Annotated in this window: 18 protein-coding genes and 5 pseudogenes; 8 read left to right on the forward strand and 15 right to left on the reverse strand. The window is 57.4% G+C overall.

Annotated features, from left to right (window positions below; translation table 11 throughout):
• The first annotated feature begins 535 nt into the window (after positions 1 to 535).
• The gene (locus tag B0G74_RS15975) at positions 536 to 1,318 is read left to right on the forward strand and encodes an ABC transporter permease (protein ID WP_132375849.1); all 783 of its coding nucleotides are present in this window, start codon (positions 536 to 538) and stop codon (positions 1,316 to 1,318) included.
• Between the two features lie 9 nt (positions 1,319 to 1,327).
• Entirely contained in the window at positions 1,328 to 2,080 is a 753-nt protein-coding gene (locus tag B0G74_RS15980; RefSeq protein ID WP_132375850.1) for an ABC transporter ATP-binding protein, read from the forward strand.
• A gap of 191 nt (positions 2,081 to 2,271) precedes the next feature.
• Here the strand turns inward: B0G74_RS15980 and B0G74_RS15985 are convergent.
• From B0G74_RS15985 to B0G74_RS16045, 13 genes and pseudogenes are all read right to left on the reverse strand, one after another.
• Positions 2,272 to 2,667, reverse strand: a pseudogene (locus B0G74_RS15985) (transposase); the annotation flags it as partial.
• A gap of 22 nt (positions 2,668 to 2,689) precedes the next feature.
• Positions 2,690 to 3,181 (reverse strand): hypothetical protein, encoded by a 492-nt coding sequence (locus B0G74_RS15990; RefSeq protein ID WP_132375851.1) that lies wholly within the window; start codon positions 3,179 to 3,181, stop codon positions 2,690 to 2,692.
• A gap of 14 nt (positions 3,182 to 3,195) precedes the next feature.
• Positions 3,196 to 4,710 (reverse strand): IS66 family transposase, encoded by a 1,515-nt coding sequence (locus B0G74_RS15995; protein ID WP_207915653.1) that lies wholly within the window; start codon positions 4,708 to 4,710, stop codon positions 3,196 to 3,198.
• 75 nt (positions 4,711 to 4,785) lie between these two features.
• Positions 4,786 to 5,133 (reverse strand): IS66 family insertion sequence element accessory protein TnpB, encoded by a 348-nt coding sequence (gene tnpB, locus B0G74_RS16000; RefSeq protein WP_179707317.1) that lies wholly within the window; start codon positions 5,131 to 5,133, stop codon positions 4,786 to 4,788.
• Positions 5,127 to 5,540: a hypothetical protein gene (locus tag B0G74_RS16005; protein WP_132375852.1), complete on the reverse strand. Its 414-nt coding sequence runs from the start codon at positions 5,538 to 5,540 to the stop codon at positions 5,127 to 5,129. Before B0G74_RS16005 ends, tnpB (B0G74_RS16000) begins: the two co-directional genes overlap by 7 nt.
• A 77-nt stretch (positions 5,541 to 5,617) precedes the next feature.
• Positions 5,618 to 6,845, reverse strand: a pseudogene (locus tag B0G74_RS16010) (IS66 family transposase); the annotation flags it as partial.
• A 63-nt stretch (positions 6,846 to 6,908) separates the two neighbouring features.
• Complete coding sequence (gene tnpB / locus B0G74_RS16015; protein WP_132375853.1) at positions 6,909 to 7,247, reverse strand: IS66 family insertion sequence element accessory protein TnpB; 339 nt, start codon at positions 7,245 to 7,247, stop codon at positions 6,909 to 6,911.
• Positions 7,244 to 7,627: a transposase gene (locus B0G74_RS16020; protein WP_035943298.1), complete on the reverse strand. Its 384-nt coding sequence runs from the start codon at positions 7,625 to 7,627 to the stop codon at positions 7,244 to 7,246. Before B0G74_RS16020 ends, tnpB (B0G74_RS16015) begins: the two co-directional genes overlap by 4 nt.
• 84 nt (positions 7,628 to 7,711) lie before the next feature.
• On the reverse strand, positions 7,712 to 9,718 hold the full coding sequence (locus tag B0G74_RS16025; protein ID WP_132375855.1) for a hypothetical protein: 2,007 nt from the start codon (positions 9,716 to 9,718) through the stop codon (positions 7,712 to 7,714).
• A gap of 70 nt (positions 9,719 to 9,788) precedes the next feature.
• On the reverse strand, positions 9,789 to 11,525 hold the full coding sequence (locus tag B0G74_RS16030; RefSeq protein ID WP_132375856.1) for a glycosyltransferase family A protein: 1,737 nt from the start codon (positions 11,523 to 11,525) through the stop codon (positions 9,789 to 9,791).
• Positions 11,522 to 12,394 (reverse strand): hypothetical protein, encoded by an 873-nt coding sequence (locus B0G74_RS16035; protein ID WP_132375857.1) that lies wholly within the window; start codon positions 12,392 to 12,394, stop codon positions 11,522 to 11,524. Before B0G74_RS16035 ends, B0G74_RS16030 begins: the two co-directional genes overlap by 4 nt.
• 657 nt (positions 12,395 to 13,051) lie before the next feature.
• Positions 13,052 to 14,372 (reverse strand): annotated as a pseudogene (locus tag B0G74_RS16040) (IS5 family transposase).
• Positions 14,373 to 14,946: 574 nt separating this feature from the next.
• On the reverse strand, positions 14,947 to 15,207 hold the full coding sequence (locus B0G74_RS16045; protein ID WP_132375858.1) for a hypothetical protein: 261 nt from the start codon (positions 15,205 to 15,207) through the stop codon (positions 14,947 to 14,949).
• A gap of 156 nt (positions 15,208 to 15,363) precedes the next feature.
• On the opposite strand from B0G74_RS16045, the gene B0G74_RS16050 reads away from it, so the two are divergent.
• From B0G74_RS16050 to B0G74_RS16080, 6 genes and pseudogenes are all read left to right on the forward strand, one after another.
• Positions 15,364 to 16,383 carry an acyltransferase gene (locus B0G74_RS16050; protein WP_132375859.1) on the forward strand — a complete coding sequence of 340 codons (1,020 nt, stop codon included), beginning with the start codon at positions 15,364 to 15,366 and terminating at the stop codon, positions 16,381 to 16,383.
• Positions 16,384 to 16,490: 107 nt separating this feature from the next.
• Positions 16,491 to 17,555, forward strand: coding sequence for a class I SAM-dependent methyltransferase (locus tag B0G74_RS16055; RefSeq protein ID WP_243658198.1), 1,065 nt, complete (start codon positions 16,491 to 16,493; stop codon positions 17,553 to 17,555).
• A 194-nt stretch (positions 17,556 to 17,749) separates the two neighbouring features.
• A pseudogene (locus B0G74_RS46640) lies at positions 17,750 to 18,878 on the forward strand (IS66 family transposase); the annotation flags it as partial.
• Between the two features lie 17 nt (positions 18,879 to 18,895).
• Positions 18,896 to 19,084, forward strand: a complete 189-nt coding sequence (locus B0G74_RS16070; protein ID WP_132375860.1) for a hypothetical protein — start codon at positions 18,896 to 18,898, stop codon at positions 19,082 to 19,084.
• Positions 19,085 to 19,169: 85 nt separating this feature from the next.
• On the forward strand, positions 19,170 to 20,651 hold the full coding sequence (locus B0G74_RS16075) for an MBOAT family protein (protein WP_132375861.1): 1,482 nt from the start codon (positions 19,170 to 19,172) through the stop codon (positions 20,649 to 20,651).
• Positions 20,651 to 21,826: a hypothetical protein gene (locus tag B0G74_RS16080; protein WP_132375862.1), complete on the forward strand. Its 1,176-nt coding sequence runs from the start codon at positions 20,651 to 20,653 to the stop codon at positions 21,824 to 21,826. Before B0G74_RS16075 ends, B0G74_RS16080 begins: the two co-directional genes overlap by 1 nt.
• 165 nt (positions 21,827 to 21,991) lie before the next feature.
• Here the strand turns inward: B0G74_RS16080 and B0G74_RS16085 are convergent.
• Together B0G74_RS16085 and B0G74_RS16090 are read right to left on the reverse strand one after the other, a co-directional pair.
• Positions 21,992 to 22,497, reverse strand: a pseudogene (locus tag B0G74_RS16085) (IS3 family transposase); the annotation flags it as partial.
• A gap of 264 nt (positions 22,498 to 22,761) precedes the next feature.
• A complete protein-coding gene (locus B0G74_RS16090) occupies positions 22,762 to 24,933 on the reverse strand; it encodes a glycosyltransferase family 2 protein (RefSeq protein WP_243658199.1) in 2,172 nt (723 codons plus the stop codon).
• Positions 24,934 to 25,007 lie beyond the last annotated feature (74 nt).

The raw sequence follows: 25,007 nt of genomic DNA on the forward strand, positions 1-25,007 counted from the left end.
CGTGAAGCATTGCGTTGCATGAAGTCAGCCAGATCGGGTTATAAGAGGTGATGAAGTACAATACACCCTACCCCGCGCGCTGCCCATCATTCGATCGACGGTCGGCCTAATGCGCTTTTTTGGTTCTGGCAGGCGGCCTCTTGAGCGCGGTACCAGGCGCTTCGGGGCTGCGGCGCACTCCGTTGTAAGCGACTCGACGGGGCGATCGGCCTGCGGCGGGTGATCGTTGTTCGCACATTCACCACCGCACCTATAGACCGTGGCAGCGTCTCAGTTGCTCATCTTTGACGGGCCAACCCGACAAATATGGTTCCTGTGATCTCCGGTTCGGCAGCTCAGCGCCCATCACGCGCCAGCGGTTATCCTTGGCTTGGACGACGATGGCGCCATCGCGGTCGATCCGGCTTGGTCTCTGGCTTGGCCTAAGGCAATGTAGCAAGCGTGCATTTAGCGCCGGGCATAGAAATGCCTATCGAATCACACGCTTACCATATGCAACTTTTCATTCATCAATTGCGGATAAACAGACATATCAATGCTGACACCGATACTTACAGATTTAATTTCTAGCCTCCGATCTTGGAGGCTGTGGACACTCTTGGGTTGGCTCGAGGTCAGGCAGCGTTACGCCCGCTCGCGGGTTGGTCCCTTCTGGCTTACGATCAGCATGGGCGTGATGATTGCCTCCATCGGGATCGTCTACGGGACGCTTTTCGGCCAAAGTATGGAGGAGTATCTGCCGTTTATTGCGGTCAGTCTCGTGATGTGGGGCACATTTTCGCAGACCGTCGTCGAAGGTAGCACAGCTTATATCAGCAGCGGTCAATATATCCGACAAGCCTCTACTCCGAAGCTGATCTTTGTTCTGCAAGTCATTTGGCGCAATCTGGTCATCCTTGCGCACAACTTTGTCATCGTGCTGATTCTCTTGATCGCATTTGGCGTAAAGGATTGGGCCACATTACCTCTCTTTGTGCCGGCATTCCTTATTTACATGCTGAATGCGCTTTGGATCGCCATGGTCGCAGGGCTTTTGTCTGCGCGATTCCGTGACTTGCCACAGATCATCGCCGCACTCATGCAGATCGCTTTTTATGTGACGCCAATCATCTATCGGCCTAAGGCAATGAGCCGCTTCTCGTTCATCGTAGATTTCAATCCGTTCGCATACCTGATCGAACTGGTGCGCGAGCCGTTGATTGGTCAGATGCCTAGCGCCCTGACCTGGGGGGTTTGCATCGGAATGGGACTCGCCGGGTGGACGTTGGCCCTTGTGCTCACCGGTCGTTACCTGAAACGCATTCCGTACTGGATCTAAGAGATAAGCATGACCTTTATAGAATTGAAAGACACAACGCTCGACTTACCTATCTACGACGTTCAGGGACGTTCCTTGAAAAAGAAGGTCCTGCGGATGGGCCGTCGGAACGCCATCGCAGAAGACAACGACGGCGTGATTGTTGTTCGCGCGCTGGACAACGTGACGCTTCGCTTCGAAGCGGGCGACCGCGTCGGGCTGATCGGCCATAACGGAGCTGGGAAGTCCACACTACTGCGTACGATGGCTGGGATCTACTCGCCGACCCAAGGCATAGTGACCACCAGCGGAAAGACGGTTCCCTTGCTTGATATCAGCCTCGGCATGGACGACAACTCGACGGGCATGCAGAACATCCGGCTGCGAGGTCTGCTCCTTGGCATGAGCGATGCGGAGATCAAGGCTAAACAGCGGGCGATTGCAGAGTTTTGCGAACTAGGAGATTACCTCGACTTGCCGCTCCGTACTTACTCGAGCGGGATGCGCGTGCGTCTAGCATTCGCAGTCTCCACAGCCGTTGACGCCGACATCCTACTGCTTGACGAAGTGATGGGTGTTGGCGATGCAGCGTTCATGCACAAAGCGAAGGAGCGCCTCCAAGATCTGCACAGTAGGGCCGAGATTGTGGTGCTCGCGATGCATGCAAACTCCGAAATTCGCCGCGTTTGCAACAAGGCACTCTGGATGGACCACGGCCGAGTCCGTGCGTTTGGCGACGTGGAAGAGGTGGTTGCGGCCTATGAAGCTACGACAAAAATCTGACCAGGTTCGTAGCGTGTATGCCGCGCGTTAATGTCTAGCGCCGAATATTGCGGGATCAATTCGGCGCGAACGGCCAACTACGGAAGAACTCTACGGGGCCAATTCGCGCCGTTGCCCCATTCCTAGCGTGCGTCGGGAGCCCCAGGCACGGTATTTGTACGCGGCCAGCCAACCCGTCTTGAGGGATTGAACTAACCGAGCGCAACCGTCGGCTGCCAGCGGTGAGGCAGCAATGTTGCAATGTCGCTGGCCCTATGGGTCGGCAGTCGGGTGAGAACGTCCTTCAGATAGGCGTGCGGTTCGTGGCCATTGAGTTGCGCTGAACGCAACAGGCTCATGATGGCGGCAGCGCGTTGGCCTGCTCGCAGCGAACCGGCAAACAACCCGTTGGACCTGCCGATAGCCCATGGCCGTATCTGGTTTTCGACCCAGTTGTTGTCTATGGGCACGTGGCCGTCATCGAGATAGCGCGTAAGCGCTTCCCAGCGTTTAAGACTGTATTCCAGCGCTTTCGCAATCGCAGAACCTTCCGAAACCAGCTTGCGCTGCGCCACCATCCATTCGTGAAGTGTATCCGTCAGCGGAACCCGTGTTGACGGTGTCGCGCGGTTAGATGTCGACGATCTTCCGCAACAGAGCGTAAGAGACCCGCCAATGACCTTCCGAATCATTAACAGCGATGGACGCGGTTTTTGCGTTGAGGCGGACGATGATACCGACCCGCTCGCTCAGATGTTTGTCGGTGAAGCCGACGGTGTCGCCGATGAAGAATTCCTCTCGCTGAGCTCGCGGTGGCGGCGACGCAGGCGCGTGGGTTGGGCCGCTCACAGTGTCAGGGATAACCGCCGCGTAGAGCACCGACCAACGCTGACGGCTCTGGTTGTCCTGAATTACCGCCTGGGTTTGCCGCAGCTCCACCACCGTTCCGTGCGAAGGTGGTGCGAGCGGATCGCCCCCGATATAACTGACCTCCATTCCCAGGTGCAAGTGTTGACGTACTTCGAGAATACGTCGCGGGTCGTCCAGCATTTTGCCGATGGCGAGATAGAGGCGATACAACTCGGCGCTGGGCGCCTGCCGAAGCGAGTCGAGAATGTCCATGGATGTCTAGGCGTTTAACGGGCGAGCGGCAACAGTTCGTGCACGCGATTGACAGGATACGACGGCAACTTCTGAAGTGTGTCCTTGAGCCATGCATAGGGCTCGAATGCGTTCAGCCGAGCCGTGCCGAGCAGCGAGTACATCGTGGCGGCGGCCCTGGCGCCACGCGGCGAGCCCGCGAATGTCCAATTGGCTCTCCCCAGGGCGATAGGGCGAATTTGACGCTCGAGAGCATTGTTATCAGGCAGCAGGATACCGCTCTCGGTGTAACGAACGAGCGCCGGCCAATGGCGTAGCGCATAGCCGAAGGCTTTCGCGAGCGGCGCCTGAGCCGGCAAACCGATGACGTTGCCTTCCAGCCATTGCCGGAACTGTGCGAGCACCGGCAGCGCATCGATTTGCCGCGCCGCATATTTGAGATCAGGTGTTTGGTCCCGGATCCGCGACTCGATCGCATACAGGCTGGCAATCCACTGCAGCGCCTGCGCCGCAAGTCCCGGTTTGCTCTGCGCCTTCGCGATTTCGAAGAAGCGTCGACGGCAATGCGCCCAACATCCGACCTCGACAATGTCTCCGGTTTCGTAGAGTGCGCCATGTCCACTGTACGCGTCCGCCTGCAGATAACCTTTGTACTTCTGCAGGTACCGCAGCGGATGCGAACCGGAGCGCGATTCGGCGAACTCGAACACGACCGCTGGCGGGTGGTCAACCCAGACGCCGTTCTCCTCGCGCTGGCCCGCGCCCAGGTATCCCCATAATCGTGCTGTGCGCGTCGCCGTGCGACCCTTCTCGAGTAATGGCAGCGTCGTGTCGTCGACGTGCATGCGGGGTGCCTGCAACTGGTGAGCCCGTAGCGGTGGCAGCAGCACTTCGAGCAGTTCGGCTGCCGCCAGCTTCCATTCGCACAGCGTTGCCCGGGGCAGGTGCACACCACGTCGTGCATAGCGCATCTCCTGCCGGTTCAAAGGCAGGTGATCGACGTAGGTGTTGACCAGGATGTTAGCCAGCAGGCTCGCGCTCGCATTGCTCTTCGGCAGCGGCGAAGGCTGGGCACTTGCGGTCACGATGGTCGACTCGCCATCCTTCTTCGCCGCGTACTTGAAGCGGATATGTTCAATGACGGTGAGCCTCGACGGCTCGTAGTGCAGCGTCTCGCTGCGCTCCTCGCCGATACGCTCGAGCGAATCGAATGCGGCTTTCTGTTCGTCCTTCAAATCGTATTCAACGCGCTCGCGCGGCAGGTCCTTCGGCAGCGCCGGACGGCCCTTGCGGGTGTGGCCCGCGACCGGAACCTGCGCCGGCTCAGGAGGAATGGGCAACTCCGTGGCGGCGTCGAACAGTTCCGCCTGACCCGCCAGCCGCTCGGAACTGACGCCGAAACGCGCACGGTTCGCCTGGGCAATCTGGTGCTGCAGCGCTTCCAGTTGCTCCCACAGCACGCATGCCAGCCGGTTCTGTTCGAGCGCGAAGGCTTGCAGCGCGTCGGGCTCGACCGGCAATTCCGCGACAGTGATGGCGGTGGGCGGCATGGCTATCATGATGCCCAACTCGCGCTACGTTTACAAGATCGGGGGAGCGTTGTATCTGCGCAGGCGACAGCGAGTTCAGCTCACGCGCGTCACCGCGACGGCGCGATGTGGCTCGCGTGCCGGGATCTCAATACCTTCCAGCCAGGCGTTGAGTTCGGCGAGCGTGAAGCCGCGTTGCGCGAGCGCTAACGGTGATGGAAAGCGGCCCCGTTCAAGGCGCTTGTACCAGAGCGCGAAGCCGGTGCGATCCCAGTAAAGGCATTTGACTTTCGAGCGGTCGCGCCCGACGAACACGAACAGATTGCCGGAGACAGGGTTCTGGGCAAGCAGTGGCTCGACCAGATACGACAGGCCGTCGATCGATTTGCGCATGTCGACCGGCTCACGGCAGATATACGCACGAACATCGGCTGCGATCAGCACCGGCTACCTCCGAGCTGTCCGAGCACGAAACGCACGATGCGCTCGGCATGAACACCGGTCAGCTCTATGCGAACACCGGCGAGCGACAACGTCACCCGATCACGCGAAGATGACAAAGCGTCCGCCGTCGACGGTGGCGCAGGAGTGGCTGGTGCGGTGTCCGGATGGGAAACGATAAATGCAGCGTCCGGGGTGACCGCGAGCGGGCGCACGCCTGCTCGTGCCTCGCCAGAGAGCTTCTTGCGCCACAGGCCGAAGGTACTGACGGCGAGCCCCTGCTCACGACAGAAACGTCGAAGGCCCAGTCCGCTTGTGGTCCATGCCATGACCATCTCGCGCCAGAATGCTTCGCCTTGCCGGGGGCGCCGTGCGCCCGTCGGGACGGCCTCGCCCGTTGCGTCGTCCATTGCCTTGCTCCGTCGTTACGATGCCATCACCTTCGCACCGTGCTTACGCGCGTTCAAGACGGGATGCGCTGACGGATACGCGCCACCATCCATTCGTGAAGTGCGTCGCAGACCGGTTTGGCCCGGTTCTGTCGAAGCTTACGTCGCTCTTCGGGCATCCAGCACTGCAGCGTCGCGCTCAATGTCGTAAAGCGCAGCGAAGAACGGCAGCGCCTGTACGGCGATCTGGCTGCTGTGGTTGACATGCAGATCGAAGAACTTGCGTCTCGCGTGCGCCGCACATCCGATTTCAGTGATGCCCTGCTGGAAACCGGCCTTGTACCCACTGTAGTCGTCGCACACCAGTTTGCCCTGCCAGCCAGCGAGGAACGCGCGGGCATGTTCGCCTGCACGGCTGTCGGCGAAGTCGTAGACCACAGCGCGCAACTCACTGTAGTACGTGGGCGTATACGCCCACAGGTACGCGCGATGTGTTTTGCCTTTGCCGGGGCTGAGCATCTGTACCGGCGTCTCATCCGCATGCAGCACACTCTGCTGCAGGATTTCCTGATGCAGTGCGTCGACCAGCGGCTGTAGTTGCACGCCGCACGTACCGACCCACGCACCCAATGTCGATCGCGGTATCGCCAGACCCGCCCGCGCAAAGATCTGTTCCTGACGATACAGGGGAAGGTGGTCAGCGTATTTGGCAACCAGCACCGACGCCAGCAGTCCCGTGGTCGGGATACCCTTGTCGATGACGTGCGCGGGCACCGCCGCCTGAATCAGTGTTTCGCAGTTTCTGCACACCCACTTGCCACGGATATGCCGCTCTACCGTGAACACGCCTGGTGTGTAGTCCAGCTTCTCGCTGATGTCCTCGCCGATGCGCACGCGCTCGCAGCCACACTGACACACGGTGCAGTCCGGCTCGTGGTGGATCTCTGTGCGCAGCAGTTGCGCCGGCAGCGCTGCGCGCTTCGGTTGCTGGGGTGACAGCTCGACTGTGGCTTGTGGTTGAAGCTGCTCGAGCTCCACTTCAATGGCGGCCAGATCCGTGTCGATCGCTTCATCCAGCAGGTTCATTTGATCGCTGCTGAGCTGTTCGCTGCGTCGGCCGAACTGCTGGCGCCTGAGGATCGATATCTCGTGGGTCAACTGGTCGATACGGGTCTGCCGGTAACGCAGTTCCCGTTCCTTCTCGCCGCCTTCCCGGGTCTTCTCATCAATCTCCCGGTCTCTGTCCTCGACCTGGGCAATCAGCTGCGCGGCGAGCGCGCGCAACTGTTCCGGGCTGAGGGCGTTGAGATCGGCGGGCAGGTCCATGCGGACGAGTCTGCCAGAACCTCGGAGAGCGCGAAAGCGCAACCGTTTACGTCATTGTGGGCGTCATACGACACGGATCACGCCGTCAGGACCGATGCGTTGCCACGGCAAACCCACCACCAGACCGGCGAGTTGCTCCTGCGTCAGCGCGTGATGCTTCGGCTCGCTACCAGGGTAAGGCCAGACAAACTGTCCCTCGTTCAGCCGTCGCGCTGCCAGCCAGATTCCAATCCCGTCGTGAACCAGCACCTTCAGAGGGTTGGCCCGCCGGTTGGCGAACAGATAAGCATGATGTGGATGCGCGGCGCCGAATACGGTTATCACCCGGCCCAGTGCCGTATCAAAGCCGGCCCGCATGTCCAGCGGCTCGACCGCCAGCCACACCTGATCAATGCGGATCACGCGAGCCACTCACGCAGCCAGGCGGCGCATTGCGCTGCCTCTGATGTCGGCCAGCTAACCGTAATCGACTGGTGCGCGCGACGCACCTCGACGCGGATCTCGGCCGGGCGAACGTTCATCGTGTCGAGCGGTACCGGCACGAATGCCGGCGCCTCTGCGGACTGCACAGCCACTTCGCTGGACGCGACCGCCACCCGGGCGCTCCCTTCGGCCTGTTCCACCCAACGTCGGAGCAGATTTGCGTTCAACTTGTGGTGCAGGGCGATGGCCGCGAGCGACACTCCCGGGCCCTGACAAGCCGCAACAACCTGAGCCTTAAACTCCACGCTGTAGCGGCGACGCCGCCGCCTTCCAATTGGCGCTTCTTCGATAGTGTTCACGTGTCCACCTATTTTAAGTGGATACGATGCTCCCAAGACCCTCAGCCCAACTCAAGACGGGATGACCGGACGCTTACCGGTATTTCAGCTCAACAGCCGTCGAATTTGCCTCAGCGGCGCAGTGACTCGCCAACTTAGGCTATTACGCAAGACGGCGGACTCGAGCTGTGCGGTGTGGAGCTTGCTGCGCAGCGCCGCGAGGTCGGCCTGCAACTGTTGTTCGTGTGCGGCGACGTTAGCGCGCTCGCGCGCGAAGTCCAGAAGATGTGCTTGAGCTAGACCGATCTCGCGCTCCAAAAGTCGCTCCTGCCTGCGCAGTTCGCTTTCTTTGTGAGAAAGTTCCTGCGTCAAAGCGACTGTCGCCGCCTCGCTCTCGGCAAGACGACGGACCGAGTCGGGCCGACTGATGTCTATTTCGACAGAAATAGTCCGCCGCGGTGACCGCGACGCGTTCCAGTCGATGCTGAAGTGAGGATCGTTGTCTGTGCAGACCAACAACGTGCTCGTCTTAAGTTGTGTGACGATGAGACCAGAAACTTCCGTGGGGAAGGCTTGCCCCGTTCTCCACGTCCAGAGCATCTCGCTGTCGTCGCCAATGACAGATATCTCGCGCGTTTCGAACACTTCAGCCAGTGTGGACGGATCAATGCGAAGCCGACTGATTCTTCGCCCCTGAACTGGAAACACCAATCGCAAGAGTTGCGGTTGTTGAAGGATCGATGCGCGATATGTGAAACAGGTTGAGTCGCTAAATTCCTCTTCTTCTTCGGCGGTGAACACGGCGATTTGCGTCGGTGCAGACGCTCCTGGTTCGCCGAGATAGCTTTCCTCGTTTTTGACGTCCTGTATCAAGTACGCGGACGTTAACACTGAGAGTTCTGGCACCGGTGGTTCGGTCCGCTGACCTGCCGGTAACTTACTAATTGCTATCTCGTGTGCGAGACGCGCCATCAGAAACGACCCATCGTCGAGAAGGGTCGTGGGCAGGAAATATCGGGTTAGTAGCCACGAGAGAACGCGATCTGCAGTCATATTTTCGATCTTCCCTTTGTGCGCGGCATCTCGCACGTCATGGCTGGAAGCGACGAAATCAAGCTGGCTTGATCCGGCGACAATGAGTTGCTTGTGCCACAAAAGAGCTTGAAACCCGATGGAGGAACTGACGGTAATCACCGTGTCGACATACTCCATCAGATATTGTGAGGCGCCATCGACATTGCGCAGAACCGGATCCCAAAGCAGATTGGGATACTTGCTTTGCAACGAACGGATGGCCGACTCGGGCACCGCTGGAAAGCGCGGATGCTCTGTGCAGATCACCGCCACGTTCGTCGGCACCGAATCAAGTAGGTGCACCAATAAATCGAACTGGCTGGGAAAACTCGCGTACGCGGCGTAGCTGTAGAAGCCCTCTGCTTGCAAAGCTAACAATACTGCTCTTGGGTAATCGCGTAATCTTCGTTGAGCCCAATGCTTAAGCGGATTTGCATCGCCGAAGAGACGCTGCGCATAATGGTCGCGAAGTGTCGCGAGGAACTTGTGTTCCATGTCCGTCGGCTGATAGCTCAGAATCTCCTCCGAGCGCGCATAGACCGTGCTATTGGTCTGCATGCCCGCAGAGTCGAGATAGATCGTGCTAGCAAACGGCGGGATGGAAAACATTCCGTTTTCACGATGTAAAAGCGCGCTTTCGGGGAATGCTACGCGGAGAAATGGGGCCGGCGAAAATGTAATACAGGCGTCCGGGACAAAGTCTCCGCACGCGTGCTCGATCACGTTAGCCATCTTTTGCGACCGCTCGATGTCACACGCTTTCGCGCTCCATGCCATCGCAAGTTCAAGGCTACTCGACGCGAGTGCCGGCACCAGTTTCGCGGCGTTTATTGCGTGGATCGTGCAATTGGGAAGTAAGCTGACGGCAATCGGTTCAACAATATCGGAACAGATGCAAACAAATTGGAGGTCATCACTGAGGCCACCCTGAGATTCAATTATGGCGAGCATCATGCTGCGCACTGACCACAGCCAACCGGCCTTCCAATCAGGTAGGGCTCCTTCGACAATGGGATCGACGTAAAAAAGTATCTTCAAACTACTCGTTCTCCGTGAAGCGAAAGCTGCTGTGCTCGTCGGTGCCGCGAGAGCGAAAGCTGTCCGCCCATTACCGCAGCCGGTTCAGGATGGCGCGGAGTGTCACTTGTCCACGAAACAGACGCGCCGCTACTCGTAGGGGCCGTGTAAGCTGCCATGATTTCGAGCTGGCGATGCGGTCGATTAGTTTTGCGCGCTCCGAAAGCTCATGCCGGACCTGAGCTAACTCCTGTTCGAGATGCAGTTTCTCGGATAAGAGTTGCTGGTGCTGGGGTGCGATGCTTATGGCATGAGATGGCAGTGATAACATCTGCGAAGTGCCGGGTGAGTTCAACAGATGTGAAACCATCTCACTCATCGAGCGATCCCATTTAGTGCGATCCGTTTCTGTTACGGTGTTACCCGAATTGCGCAGCGAGATACCGACGTAGAGCTTATCAACAACTATGGGGAAGCATTTGAGCGAAAGCAACGTGTTGAGGATCGTCATGAAGTCTTCGTAATAAGTGACGGTCTCGTACACGCGCGGTGGAATGGCAAGCAAAGCTCCCCGCTCAAAAATCACCCCGCAGAACGGTGAATGATTCTGCCCAGACAACGACGAAAGGAAACGTTGCGAAGAGAAAAAATGCCCTTCGACCGATCGATACAAATGGACATCATTGTCCGAGCCTGGCGCGACAGGCCTTTCGTCGAAATGCTGACAGTCGAGAAACACGATCGCGCCGCGTGGCGCCGCATTGATAGCAAGGCCGAGGCGCTCCGCTTCGTTCGGAAAAACCCAGTCGTCATCGTCGACAAACCAAAAATAATCGGCGTCGATGTTCTCTGCCGCGAATCGCACCAGCTGGTAGCGCGTATCGGTGTCGTGCGGCAGGTCTGCTTCCAGAACTAACGCGCGGCGCTTGATGTCCTCGGGCGCCGCGTCTTTACGATCCGTGATAATGTAGCTTCGGAAGCGGGTTGAAGTGCCTGCCGATGCAATGAAGGAGCCTACAGTGTCGAGCGTGCGACCGAGGAGTTCCGGTCGAGAAAATTGCGTCCGTGTGACGACGGCAACGGTCTTCACCGGGCGCCCGGTGACGGCCTGCCTAAGACTGTCCATTTCAAGTTCTACACGTCCACGTATTCTTCGGCTTGCAAGATCAAAGCATGCTTCGGTCGTGCCATTGAGCGTCTGTATACTCCGATTCTGTACTGCATTTGCGAGGTAGTATTTGAACGCTTCAGAGTCCTTCGCGCGATCGAATTCGCCTTGGTTGCCTCGGCTTCCATGCCAGCAAGCAAGCTGCGGTGCAACATATACGCCCAAGCCAGCACTCACAGTTTCGATGCTGAGAATAATGTCATAGAGCTGAAAGCCGTCGAAGGTCGGCAAGCGCAGCTGGCGCGTGCGCATAGCTTTCAGGTTTAGCAGCATGACGTTTCCGTCGACGGACTGTGCTGGCAGGATCTCCGATGCTAAATTCGGTCCGCCATGCGGATCGCTCAGGTAGCGAACTACGTTTGTCCCTGCATAACCGACCTTCACGGACAATACTGCAGCGTTACCAACGAGTCCCCAGTTGGGCCAGTTGGCGTTGAGTTGTGCAATCAGCTCATCGAGTCGAACACCAAAATCACCGCAAAGGAACACGTCGTCGTGGACTACGCAAACGTAGTCTTCCGGGCACGTGTCGATCAGCTCCTGAAGAAGGCGGAAATACGAGCGCTGCCCTGTTTTGACAACGATCCGCGAGCGGAGACCTGAATGGCTTTCGAGAAATGCTTGACCGTGCTTTTCTGATCGTGCGACTACGTGAATCATTCCTTCCTCAATGCGTGGAAACGGTTCAGGCCGAGGATTTTCACCTGTTTGTGGCTGCGCCCCACATAGTCTGTGGGCACGCGATCCTTGTAGGTATCAAAATACTCTCCAATCGCGACTTCGGCGAGATTCCGGTCCGGAAATGCACGTAGCATCTCGATGGCCTGCCGCTCGCCGTCGCTTCCGAAAAATCTCTTTGAAATGATCAGGAAATTCCTGAGGCCGAGATATTGTTCCGCGGAAACAAGGTCGCCGCGATAAAACCGTCCGCCGCTAAAATGCGTCACTGTAGCGGACGGCTCGTAAAGTACCGAATATCCATTCAGCCAAGCCTGCCAAGAGAGATCGACATCCTCGAGATATAGGAAATATAGTTCCGCCATCCCTTTCACACGATCATAAAACGAAGAATCAATAAGGGAGAACGCACCGCTTGCCCAAGGCGTCTCTAGCGACAGTGGGTCAAATTCTTTCGGGTGTTCGAACGGCCATTGGCGTCCTTCGACGATGCCGACACGATCGCCGCTAACCTGCTTCCTCCGAATCAAGGCGTCAATTGAACCGGGCTGAGGAATGCAGTCCGGGTTGATAATGACGAAATGTTCAGGGGGCTTGCTGGTCGCGAAGAGAAGGTTGTGATTTTCTGCAAACCCGGTTTTTTGAGTTGCAGTATTGTCAACATCAACAATCTCGACTTCGTCTACAATCGATCTTTCTAGCCGTAAAGCATTAGCCGGGTCAAAATTGATTGTAAAAAGCCGGACTGGCCGCTCAGTGCTCCGTTTCAATGCTGGTATAAAGCATTCCATTAAATGCTTGACATGCGAGCTTCCGTAGACGCATTGAATGTGTATCGGCGGCGTACTCAAATTAATCCTCAGAGATTCCTGAACGGGTGAATTTAGGCAACTGGCAAAAGCGGACAGCCCCACACCTGAGAACGGAGGGGCGCCGATTGTCTTCGATAGTAGTGTACCAGACCGATCACGCTCGTCGGCGATGCGAACTTGACGGTGCAGTTAAGTTTCCCTCGTGATTCGTACGCGGCATGCGGCGTGCCGTTTGCGTTGGAAGAGCTTTAGCAATCGGGGACGTGCGCGTGGTTGGCGAAGATTGGACATCAAGACGGGTCGCGCGAGCAAGCGGGTTAACCACCCGCCGGTCGGTGGCAGATCGCGCCCTGAACTTCCAGAAGGTCCAAGAGCTATAGCGCGTAACCAAGCGTAGAATCGCTCGTTCGTGAAGTTGGCGGTATCTGGAAACAATATAGTGCTTTGTTTATTGGTCGCCTCACGTGATCGCACTAGTTGGACTTTGAGGTGGTGAGACTTCTTGAGGCGGAGACCCTCTTCTCGATCAAACACCACGATGAATAGCCAGCAACGATCGGCCAGATCGAGGCCAACAATAGAAACTCAATGACGATCGGCTGATAGACATCATGGCCGCATTGCATCGCGAGAATCTGCGTTGCCAGAAAGGGTAGATAGTCCGTCCTGAACAATGCATTTTACCGACCACCGGTGTTACGACGAGGGGGCCGCGGCAACGCTGCGGTTGAGCAAGGCAGCGAGAACGAAGACGCAAAGAAGCCGCAGCTTCCGGAGGATCATCCGCTGGTTGTGGCCGGCGCCGCACAGCACCGCGTGCATTGCGTCACCGAGCGCGCCTTTGAGCCAATTTCGATCGAGCTTCCCATCTGTTTTCATGTGACCGATGGCTGGCGCGATTGCACTTCGCCGCCTGATCATTGCGCGTAGTCCGTGTAATGCCGCGCCGCAAACCCGGGTGGTCGGTCTTCACGCCGTGGATGGCAACACCCTTGTAGCCGCGATCCACGACGGCGACTTCCGGCGTCACGTCGCTCAGAATCGCCGCTTGCTCCAGTGCTTCGGCCAGCGTGTGACCATCGTACGGATTGCCCGGCATCAAGCGCATGCCAACTACCAGTCCTTCCTTGTGCGTCGTTGTGATCGACACTTTCACACCGAATTCGTACGGCATGCGCGCCTTGCCTTTGGCCAGACACTCGACTTTCGGCACGTGTAGCGCATAGAGCTTGTTCCTGTCCTTCGGCTTTTGCGACAGGATCCGCTTCGCGCTGGCGACCAGCTCCAGCAGCGTAGCACGGCCTGAGTCTGCCACCTGGGCAACCTGTCGCTCCACATCGCGCATGACCCGCCCGACCCACGAGCGCAGGGTGCGCAGTGCCTTCCTCATGCGCTTGTACTGCTTCGCATGAGTGTACCGGCCAATCTGCAGCCCCAGACGCGGTGCCTCGCGGTTGTAGTTCTGCCGCAGCTTCAGGCCGTTGCGGGCCGCCGCCTTCACCAGATGTTCGCGACACCGCTCCAGCAATCGCGAATCGGTTGGATGGGCAATCGCCTTCGCGATGACCGTCGTGTCTACAATCACACGCTTCACGCTCGAGGCCTTGATCACGCCGGCACGTTTGGCTGCTTCGATCGTCTCGGCCAGCAACTCTTCAACACCGGCTTCGCCCAGCCGCTTGCGCCAGCGTGTCAGGCTCGATGGGTCGATTGGCGGCTCGGTCTGCAAATAGCTTTCGCCCGTGAACACTTGCCAATACGGGTTCTCCACCCATTGCCAGACGACCTCTTCGTCCGACAGGTCGAACGCGTGCTGCAAATACAGCAGCCCGGCAACCAGGCGCGGTGACGTTGCCGGTCGCCCCTTATCCGAAGCGAAGCTCTCGCTCATCGACACGCCCAACCGATCCCAGTTAACCAGGTCTGCCAGTCGCACCAGAGGATGCTTCAGGTTGATCTGCTTGCGCAGCGGTTGCCGGAAGAAATCTCGCTCAGTTACAGGCGTCTTCGGACCCATCTGCACTCACCAGGAATTGCAGGATTCTCGCGTTAATGTGCCAGGTTCCTGCAATTCCCACAACACCATTTCGGACTCAAAGCAGCACTGTAGAAGTGCTCTGCAGATTATGCAGGTCCGACTAGATAGTTTCCAGAATGCCCGCGTCCCCTTCACTCTTTACCGCACCAGCAACAACGCCATCAATGGCGAACCATTGCGTCACAGACCACTTTTCGAGTTGTGCAATCGGGTCGCGCACTTCCTTGCATGGATCGAAGATTGCACAAAAAGTTGCGACGTGAGAGGGAGCTTTTTGCGGATGGCATGCCGGCAAAAAGCCTGCGTGGAGTTCAGCTTGGCAATGCCCGTGCGGCCCTGCACCTGAGCAAGTCTAGCGATGGCTTATCAGCGGTTGACGAGCCGCCGCAAAGGCGTGTCAGGACCAGACGATGGACTGGACGGCGCCGACCGCCGTTGCGGGCCGCACACGAATTTTGAGCGACTGCAACCTGTTGACCGCGGCACCGCCCTGCGTCAGCATCACGCCTTACAGCGACAGCCCTGGTAGACCGAATGACAGTAAAGTCCTGCTTCAGCATAAGCTTCCACGCCTCGGCAAGCCGACAGAAGAACCGTCTTGCGGCAAAACCGACGTTCCACGCGTTACGCTCGCCTTCGTGTCTTCCGCGATCTGCTTCACCGCGCTCGCGGCGCTGTCGATGACAACATCCTGGTCGCTCAGCTCGAGATTCACGGCCGCGATCTGGTTGACCATGTTCTTCCCACACTTGTCGTCGGTTGTAAGATACGTGACCTTTTGCTGCGAGATCCGGAGCGGCTCTCCTTCATTCATCTAGATACTCCGAGAAATTCAAGACTCGCTCAGAGGCGGCTGGAAGTGCTCGTCTAAGCCAGAAATCTCTGGCTTCGCGCGACTGTCGTAGAATGCTCGAATAATCTTCTCGGCCCGTTCTGTTGGAGGCCTGGTAACTAGATGGTTTAAAAAGACATGGATCACGGCAAGAATAACTTCGATTTCCTGCGTATGCTGGCCGCATGGTCCGTAATCGTCAGTCATAATTGGCCGCTACATGATCACACTTACCCGCTGGGTGATCTTGGCGCCGCAGCCGTATATACGTTCTTTTCAATCAGCGGCTATCTTGTCTTCGCGAGTTGGGACCGAGAACCGAACTTGATCAGCTTCATCATGAAGCGCATCCTGAGGATTTTTCCAGCGCTCATCGTTGTGACGCTAGTCGGCGCCTTCATCGTCGGGCCGCTCGCGACAACGGCGTCGCTCTCAGCGTATTTCAGCAGCCCGATGATTCCAGCCTACCTGCGCACCGTCCTGCTGTACCCAATGAGCTTCGCGCTACCGGGCGTGTTCACCGACAACCCGTTCAAGAGCGACGTGAATAGCGCGATCTATACGCTGGCCATGGAGTTTGCCATGTACATTGGCGTGGGCATTCTGGGAGGGGCCGCACTACTGAGGCGCAACCTCGTACTACCCGTTCTGGTGACGCTACTCGCCTGCATCTATGCAATCCTGCTGCATAGCCCGGAAGGCTCATTCTTGACGATGGACACCAGTGCGCTGATGCGCAGCGCGTTTTGCTTCGTCAGCGGGATGATCATCCATGCGCTTAGCGACCGCCGCATTCTCGTCAGTTGGGCATGGATACCGATCGGTGCGTTCCTCGTCCTGTCGCACCATACCGAGATCCAATTCTGGGCGCTCCTTTTCCTGATTCCCTATGGCGCCCTATCCTTCGCGCTTCACCCGCTGCCTTACGTACACCTCGCTGGTCGATTCGGGGACCCATCATATGGGGTGTACATCTACGCCTTCATGATCCAGCAATCGATCATGCACTGGCTGCCATCCATTTCGATATGGGAATTTCTACTGCTGGCCTCTATTCTGTCGCTCATTGCCGGGTATGCGTCTTGGTACCTGATCGAAAAGAGGGCGCTGAGACTTAAAAAATCGGCCTTCTTTCGGGGAAAGCAAACCACTGCATAGTCCGGCACTGGGCAGAAATGCTGCCTCTACGGCGGCAACGATTATATCAACGGCGTTGATGCCATATTCTCGGCCGGCGCGCTCCAACCAAAGGCAGATGCTCGATCATGGAATCTCCGATCTCACTGTTGAAAACGCAAATTAAAAAGGCTGCACCGATCAAGCGGCTTGTCGATCAACGCGACGGTTTGATCAACGAGCGCGCCGATCTCCTTGCACAAATCAGAGGACTGCTGGAAGAGACGAACCGCCTCCACAGTGAGATAGATGCGCAACGTGTTCAAGCTGAGCAGATGCAGGTCGCGTTAGATGCATCAAGGGCGGAAGTTGCTTGGTTCGGAGAAGTACCATTTGTACCAAATGGCCACTTCTATTCGCCGATTCCTTCGATGGCAGAAATCCACCGCGACCAGGAAAAGTTGTTCGCCGCGCCGCCTTCAGAGATTCCGGGTGTTGATCTGAACGTGGAGGGCCAGCTTCAGCTTGTCCGCGATATCAGCCAGTACTACAAAGATCTGTCATTCCCAGCGGACAAACAGGAAGGCTTTCGCTACTATTACAACAATGACGCTTTCAACTATTCGGATGGCGTCTTCCTGAACGGCATACTTCGATATGCCAGGCCGAAGCGCGTGGTCGAGGTGGGCTCTGGGTATTCGTCATGCATGCTCCTCGATACGAACGAGCGCTGGCTTGAAAATTCCATCGACTGCACCTTCATTGAACCGTACCCGGCGCTCCTGAACCGGCTCATCAGCGATGAAGACCGTGCACGTATTACGGTGTATCCCACGCGCCTACAGGATGTTGATCTGTCGATCTTCCAGAAGCTGGATAAGAACGACGTGCTTTTCATCGACTCAACCCACGTCAGCAGAATCGGGAGCGACGTCAACTACCTCTTCTTCGAAATCCTGCCTGCCCTCAAACATGGAGTCTACATTCATATCCATGACATCTTTTACCCATTCGAATACCCCCGGGTATGGGTCGAGGAAAGGCGCGCTTGGAACGAATTGTATCTTCTGCGTGCCTTCCTTCAGTACAATCCCAACTTCGAGATCGTTGCTTTCAGCGACTATTTGGTGAAGATGCATAAGGAATTTCTTGCAGCCCATCTACCCGTATGCGCCAGTCGACCAGGTGGAAACATCTGGCTACGCAAGCAGTGAAATCGCGACGACTATTGATTAGACTCCGAAGATGAACGGGCGCCAAGCGAAGCCGAGCTAACGGCGCTTGAAACACGGCCTCATCGTATGACCATCTGATAGAAAACAGGATCGGCATCGGCAAGTTGAATCGCACTCGATCCAACAGGTGGCGGTCAGGCCTCCTCAGCCCGGAACAGTTGCGTACGCTCACCATGCAACTGTTTGCCCCAAGGTCGAGGACAAAGACCGGAGTTTAACGGGAAAAGACCCGAGAGGTCGGCGAGAAGGAACGGGAACTGCTTTACCGGCAGACCCATTCGACAAATTGACTCACGAAATCTCGATACTCAGGCGCAAACAGTTCGGCCGGCGCAGCGAACAGCTCAGCCGTGCAGATGAGCCTGCTGGACGAAGCGATCGATGCGGATTTCGCCGCTATCAAACTGGAACTCGAGCACCGTCGAACACAAACCCCTGCCGACCAGTCGCGCGCGCAGCGTAACGCAAATTGTTGTCAGCACATCCGCCGCGCGCGAAGATCGATCACGAGACGGACAGTACTGTGTGCGAGTGTGGCTGCGAGCGTATGCGCATCGGCGAGGACGTCAGCGAGAAGCTGGACTATACGCCAAGTTTGTTCACGTAGAGAGCCACGTCCGTGGCAAGCGGGTGGGTCGGAGCTGCGAAACGCTGCTTCAAGCGCCCCAGCCCGCACACGTCATCAATTAGGGTATCCCGACTACAGGACTACTCGCCTCTGTAGTTCCCAAATACGCCGACCATTTTGCCGCTGTATCGGCAGGAGTCGATCTTTGCGCGCGTGGGTCTGGCAATACCGCGATCAATACTGGTGGCTTGGATCGCGCGTGCGGCGAGCAGTTGCGCCCGCTGCTTGCCCCACTCCATCAGGAAATCCTGCTGTAGCGTGTGCTGCACGCGGGTGAAGCGCCCGTGCAGATGCTCGGTCTTGGTAAAGGCAAAACGCCTCGGGCGTCCCTGTGGGCATATACGCTCACGCAGTTCGGTGAGTTGCGCGCCGTGGTCTACGATTTCATCGGCAGGCGTGCAGGCGGACATGCCCGCGTCTTCCCCGCTGACTGCCAAGGTAACCTGGTATGCGACGATTACAGCAGGTACAAGGCCGCATATCAGCAAGGCATTACTGAAATTGGATATGGAGCGCACGCGAGCAACTTCTTCGATCCGCACGCCAATCGCAGCAGCCAGATCGTAGGACGGGCGCTGCCGTGCTTCGCTACGCATTATGACATCGAGCGCGACGCCGCAGTGCTGATTGCCAAAGAACGCCGGGAGCTTCGACAGCGTCGGGCCAAATCGGTGTGAGACGCATTTTACGAATGGATGATTTTGCAGCGCAAACTGGTTTCGGAGGCTCAGCGACTGCGAAACCAGCTATCGTTGAAGTACAGTTTTGCGCCGATGTTCACCGGGAACCCACCTATCAGATCAAGCTGGGCTGGGCCAAGAATGGTTCGCCCAGCCTCGCGACCGGCGCGCACGTAGTGAAGGCGACGTATCGTTTCTGACTATGACCCGCTGCCCGGTTCCGTATAATGCAGGCAAACATCCAGACCCGCCTACGGAACCGTGGGCCCGATCCCGAGGCACAAAGTGGTTTTCAGTTCGGCGATTTTCCTATACGCATTCCTTCCAACAGTGCTGGCTCTTTATTACGTTTCGGCGCGCCGGCTCCGGAACGTTCTGTTATTGCTTGCAAGCCTTATTTTCTATGCGTGGGGCGAACCGGTGTATGTCCTGTTGATGATGGCATCGATTATCTTCAATTGGATCGTCGGGCTAGCTGTGGATCGCACACGCGATATGCGGGTGGGCATTTGGGTCCTGTCGCTCGGCGTAGCTACAGACATACTCCTACTCGCCTACTTCAAATATGCGGCGTTCGCAGTGTCAAACCTTAATGACCTGTTACACCCGTTGTTTGGTCGACAAGTATCCGTGCCACGCGTGGCGCTGCCTCTGGGAATCTCATTCTTCACTTTTCACGCGATCTCATACATCGTTGATATTTATCGACGAGAAGCTGACGCGTTGCGTAGTCCGCTGAACATGGGCGTCTACATATCTCTATTCCCGCAGCTGATCGCGGGGCCGATCATTCGCTACCACGACGTCGCAGCGCAAATCCTTCACCGCTCTAACTCGCTGGAGCGCTTCAGCTCCGGGATTGAGCGATTCGTATTCGGGATGGGAAAGAAGGTCCTGATCGCAAACACTCTTGGCATAGTAGCCGATCAAGCATTCTCTACACCAGCTTTACAGCTTTCCGCATCAAATGCATGGCTCGGAATCGTCTGCTACACACTGCAGATTTACTTCGACTTCTCTGGATACTCAGACATGGCTATAGGGCTAGCCAGAATGTTTGGATTCGAGCTGACCGAAAATTTCAACTACCCGTACATTTCACGTTCAATCCGAGAGTTCTGGCGAAGATGGCACATCTCCCTGTCAACCTGGTTTCGAGACTATCTATACATCCCACTCGGAGGCAACCGAGTCTCTTCCCTCCGTGTCACGATGAACCTATTCATTGTCTTCCTCTTGTGCGGGTTATGGCATGGTGCCAGTTGGAATTTTGCTGTGTGGGGCTTGTTCCACGGAGCGCTGCTGGCGGCTGAACGTGGTCCATTTGGACGATGGCTTGATCGTGCGGGTCAACCCATAGGAAGCCTCTACACGATGACTTCTGTTGTGTTCGGTTGGGTGCTCTTTCGTGCGTCGGATTTATCCCATGCCATGTCGTACTTTAAATGCATGCTTGGAGCTTCTCCCGCGACGGGTGCTACCCCTCAAATGTTTATGCTTCTCGATAACCAGCTCTATGCAACGTTGCTGGTCGCCATTGCATTGGTGACGCCAGTTGCGACGTCCCTATCCCGAGATTGGCGGAATCGTCGTTTTCCTATGGGCACCGCCGAGCCGATTATGGCCGCCCCAGCGGGGCTGAGCTTTGATGGCAATAGCCTCGCGTTCTTGTTCGTGCGCTTTTGCATGGTCGTTTGCACGCTGGTTCTGAGCGCTGCAGCGCTATCTGCAACAACCTATAACCCATTCATCTACTTCCGATTTTGATGGCAGACCAAGCCAGACTATCCCGCCTTTTCGACATCGTGCTTACCGCGACATTTGTGGGGGCTATATTCATCCCCTTTGCAGGGCTGTGGGTAAAATCTAGCGACCTAGCTGAAATGAGAACGTTGGCGCAGTTTCCGATCGATGACCTCTCTTGGAATGGCATGAGCAGACTGCCAGTAGATCTCACCGCTTATGCGACCGACCGGTTTGGAGCCCGCGACGCCCTGCTTAACCTGCAAAGCCGGATCGCCTACCATGTGTTCGGGAAATCGGCATCACCGAAAGTGATGATCGGTAAGCAGAAGTGGATGTTCTACGCAGCCGAGCGCTCAGTTGAAGACATACAGAGAATCGATCTGATGCCGCCAGACCTCGCTGATCTGTGGAGACGAAGTACCGAGTCTCGGGCGAGATGGCTGAAAGCAAAAGGGATTGTCTATCGCGTGTATTTTGCGCCGGATAAGCACTCGATATACGCCGATCTTTTGCCGACGGGCGTAGCGGCCTCTGGCCCGTCTCGCTTTGACGGTTTGTTGTCAAAGCTTGGCCCCAAACCATATCTGATCGATGGCCGCGGTCCGCTGCTCAATGCCAGGACGATATACGCTGACCGCCTTTACCTCCACACCGACACACATTGGACCCACCTCGGCGCCTACGTTGGCTACAAGCAAATCATAAGCTCGCTGGGCGATGACATGCGACATAAGCCTTTACAAGCACAGTCATTTACGTCTAGGCCGCTCGGCGAGTCTGACCTATCACGCATGGCACGCATACCGACCATCGATATGGACGAAGTAGCGTCTAACCTCCCCGCAGATGAAAGCTGCGTGAAAGAATCACCGGCCGTCGCACCACAGGCCGTCGATTCGAGCAAGTTGCAAAAGTTTGCGACTACCCATTGCGCCACTGGTCACGGTACCGTTCTAATATTTCATGATTCGTTCATGAGCGCTATGGAGCCATATATCTCGTCGCAGTTCCGCGAGGTGACTTATGTCAGGGGCAGTCGAGACGACTTCCTGTTCGCGCGCATGGTCGATCAACTGAAGCCGGACATCGTAATCGATGAATACGTTGAGCGAGCCATACTAATCCCGCCATCCGACAACCTGGAACAAGCCCTTAAACAGATGGGGCAGACGGCCACGTCGGCGTCACCTAGGTGAGATCGACAGCGTTCAACGCCCGAGAAACTCCACCCACGCCTTGGCCTGAGCGGTCCCTGCCTCGGTTGCCTCAGCCGGAAACACAGCCATCTGAAGGACCACTGTTGATGTCCACCCAGAATTGACCCACCGGGGGTGTGGCAGAAATCCTGGACTTGTTTATGTTTATACTGCAAGCGCAAGGCTCTCCCGGTATTCGAGGGAACTGAGTGAGCCAAGCGAGATTTTGATCCGCTTTCGTTATACCAGCGGATGTAGCAATCAACTGCCTCAATGAATTGGTCAATGGTTGTTGCCTGCCGGTCCCGAGGATAGAACAGCTCCATTTTCAGCCGCCCGAAGAAGCCGTAGCAGGCCGCATTGTCGGGCGAGCATCCTTTACGCGACATCGAGCGAATCAGCTTCGCATCGCTTATACGTGAGAGCCAACACGGCCAGCGATAGTGGGCACCGCGATCAGAATGGACGACCGGCCGGTCGTTGTAGTTGGCCACCTTCTCAATAGCTACATCCGTCATGGTATTCACAAGCTCGGCGCCCGGACGCGTGCCGATCGACCAGTTGATGACCAGCCCATCGAAGCAGTCGATGACGGGCCGCAGATATACCTTGCCAGCCGGGATCTGGAACTCCGTAATGTCGGTGAGCCACTTCTCAATCGGGGCTGCCGCCTGGAACGTCGCTCCATTGCTCCCCGCCGCCTCACACATCGATCCCGTTCGCTAGCAGCCGATCCTCTCGCGCGTCAAAGTAATCCGCGACGGTGCAGGTCGAATGCTTACTTGACAGGCGCGCCGGAACGTAATGAATATTTCTGGATACAGCCGCCGCCATCTTAACCCGGCATTCTGCCGTAGCGGACGGAACCCAGTCAAATCAGGCCCTGCGCGCCGCAGGACCCTTCGTGCAGGCGTCAGGCCGCCTGAGCCGCGCCGCTATTCGAATTGACCGATGCGCGGCGGCGACGCCAGCGTAAACGGCAGAACCTCGCAGTTGAGCGACAGATTGGGGTTGTATGCCGGGTCCCGTTCGAACCAGCCCTCCCAACGTGCCTCCATGCGGCGAATCTCGCTGACGAAGCGCTCGTACTTCACCGGATCATGGTCCGAGCCGCGGGTGGCCGATTCGTGGTGGTACAACTCGGCATACGGCGTCCAGATATTGCGGTAGCCCGCCTTCAGCAGTTTCATGCAGAAGTCCACGTCGTTGAAGGCGACCGCCAGTTCTTCTTCCAGGCCGCCCACTTCGTCGTAGACCGACTTCCTGACGACGAGGCAGGCGGCGGTCACCGCCGACAGATTCTGCGTCGCCACCGCGCGGCCGAAGTACCCGTAATGCCCACGCTTCATCATGTGATGCATGTGGCCGGCAATGCCGCCGAGACCGAGCACCACGCCGCCGTGCTGCAATGCATCAGTCGGATACCACAGACAGGCGCCCACCGCGCCGGCGCGCGGCAGATTGGCCAGACTGACCATTTCATTCAACCAGTCCGGCGAGATCACTTCGATATCGTTATTCAACAGACACAGGAATTCGCCGGTCGCCACGCGCGCCGCGTGATTATTCAGCGCCGAGAAATTGAACGGCGATTCATCGCGCAAAACACGCACATTGGGACGCTGCGACACTTCGTCGAAATATCTCAGCGTTTCCGGCTTCACGCTGCCGTTGTCGACGATGATGATTTCGAAATTCTGATAAAGCGTGCGCGCGAAAATACTGTCGAGACATTGCTTGAGCAGGTCAAGGCCATCCCGTGTCGGAATGATGATCGACACTTTGGGCTGCGGACTCGGCAACGTATAACGCACGCGCAGCACGCCGAGTGTTTCGATCGGGTGCTCGACCGTTGCGCTGATGTTGGCCCGCTTCAGATGATCTTCCAACGCGCGAATCGCGGCGATCAACGCATAAGGCTTCTCGCTGCCGCTGCCCGCCGTGCTGCCGGGCACGATGCGCCAGTGATACAGCACATGTGGAATGTGGATCACGCTGTCGTCGCCGGCAAGCTCCACGCAGCGCAACGCCAGGTCGTAGTCCTGGCTGCCTTCGAAGCCCTTCATGAAGCCGCCCGCTTCCCGAACCAGCTTCGTCTCGAACACGCCCAGATGGGAAAACATGTTCTGCGTCAGAAACATTTGAGGGTTCCAGTCGCATTTGAAGTAAGGCGTGGTGCGCTTGCCCTCGGTGGTGAGCTTGTCTTCGTCGCTATAGAACATCCGGCCTTGCGGATGCTGATTGATGTAGCGCGCCACCATGTACAGCGCGTGCGGCGGCAGCAGGTCGTCGTGATCCAGCAAGGCGACGTATTCGCCGGTCGCGAGCGCGAGCGCACTATTGCTCGCTTCGGAAATGTGGCCGTTCGTCTCGCGGAAGACGACCTTGATGCGGCTGTCGGCAGCGGCCAGTTCCTGCAGGACGACCTTGACGTGCGGCTGGGTCGACGCATCGTCCGCGATGCACAACTCCCAATGCGGATAGATTTGCGCCTGAACCGAGGCAACCATTTCGCGCAGCAGACGTTCGTCGCTATTGAACGTCGGCACGACGACGGAGATCAGCGGCTTGCGCGTCAGCCGGCCGATATCCGCTTCGATTTCGAGTTTCCTGGTCGGCGTGACCGTGTCGTACAGGCCGATCCACTCGTGATAAACCTCGTCACGCGGCGGACCGTCGGCGAACCCGCGGCCGCTTTTGAGCCGGCGCACGCGCGCCACGACGCCCGGCAGACCTTCGCGCCGGATCGTCGACGCGTAGTAGCCCAACGCGCTACCCAGCCCGCCCCTGACCTCGGCCTGGCGGCTAATGGTGCTGAACGCGAGACGCACCGCCTTCACGACGCGGGCAAGCGAGCGCAGCGGCGCCGTCACCCGCCACGAGGTCGAATTGATTAAAGCGGCATTCTCAACTTCCAGTTTCAGAATCCGATTGTTCAGCTTCGCGATCGACTCGCCATCGTGCAGCGCATCATCAAGCAGTTTTTCGAGCAGTGCCACACGCCCCTGAAGATGGCGCATATCCTCCGCGCCATGCGACAACGGCTCATCTTGGGAGACGTCCTGACTGACTACATCCTGCTGATGCTCACCAAATTTTGTGTTCATGCATTTCCTTCCTGCTCATCCGACGAGCTGACTGCTGCTCGTCGGTTTCCTGACCAATGGCACTGACTACCGCC

The organism is Paraburkholderia sp. BL9I2N2, assembly GCF_004339745.1.
Classification (GTDB): domain Bacteria; phylum Pseudomonadota; class Gammaproteobacteria; order Burkholderiales; family Burkholderiaceae; genus Paraburkholderia.